Source organism: Bacillus sp. LR--39 (genome assembly GCF_053613335.1).
In genome coordinates this window covers 1-620 of record NZ_JBSIOT010001139.1, presented here as the reverse complement: position 1 = coordinate 620, position 620 = coordinate 1, and the positions used below count along the sequence as shown (strand labels likewise).

Annotated in this window: 2 protein-coding genes; both read left to right on the top strand. The window is 41.1% G+C overall.

Annotated features, from left to right (window positions below):
• Positions 1-460 (top strand): N-acetylmuramoyl-L-alanine amidase (locus ACWHAR_RS28955; protein WP_452088684.1); only part of this gene is annotated, 460 nt, incomplete at its 5' end.
• A 95-nt stretch (positions 461-555) separates the two neighbouring features.
• The coding region (locus ACWHAR_RS28950; RefSeq protein ID WP_452088685.1) for a hypothetical protein at positions 556-620 on the top strand (65 nt) is incomplete at its 3' end.

Below are 620 nucleotides of genomic sequence, written 5' to 3'. Positions count from 1 at the left end.
TATCATGACCAGAGAAAGTGATACTGATCTCGCTCCAGAAGGAACTAAAGGCTATAGCCGACGAAAAGCTGAGGATCTAAGACAACGAGTCAAATTAATAAACCATTCAGAGGCGGAGCTCTATATCAGCATTCATCTTAATGCGATTCCGTCACAAAAATGGAGCGGAGCCCAAAGCTTTTATTACGGGAAATATGCGGAAAATGAGAAAGTCGCAAAATACATTCAGGATGAGCTGAGAAGAAATCTGGAAAACACAACCCGGAAAGCAAAGCGGATTCATGGTATCTACTTAATGCAAAACGTCACCAAACCGGGGGCGCTTATAGAAGTCGGATTTTTATCCAATCCAAACGAAGCAACGCTGCTCGGTAAACCGAAATATCAAGACAAGGTGGCATCTTCCATATATAAAGGCATTTTGCGATATTTCACAGAAAAAGGAGACCCTCTGGAGTAAAGGAGGGTTTTCTTGCGGTTCTAAGCATAAGACACCCGCCATTTATGTATGATATAATAATAATTGTAAACGAATACACAAAAGGGTGAGGTTCGATGATAAGAGAAGATGAAGTAAGAAAACTAGTCGGAGAAATGCGCGAACCTTTTCTTCAAAGACC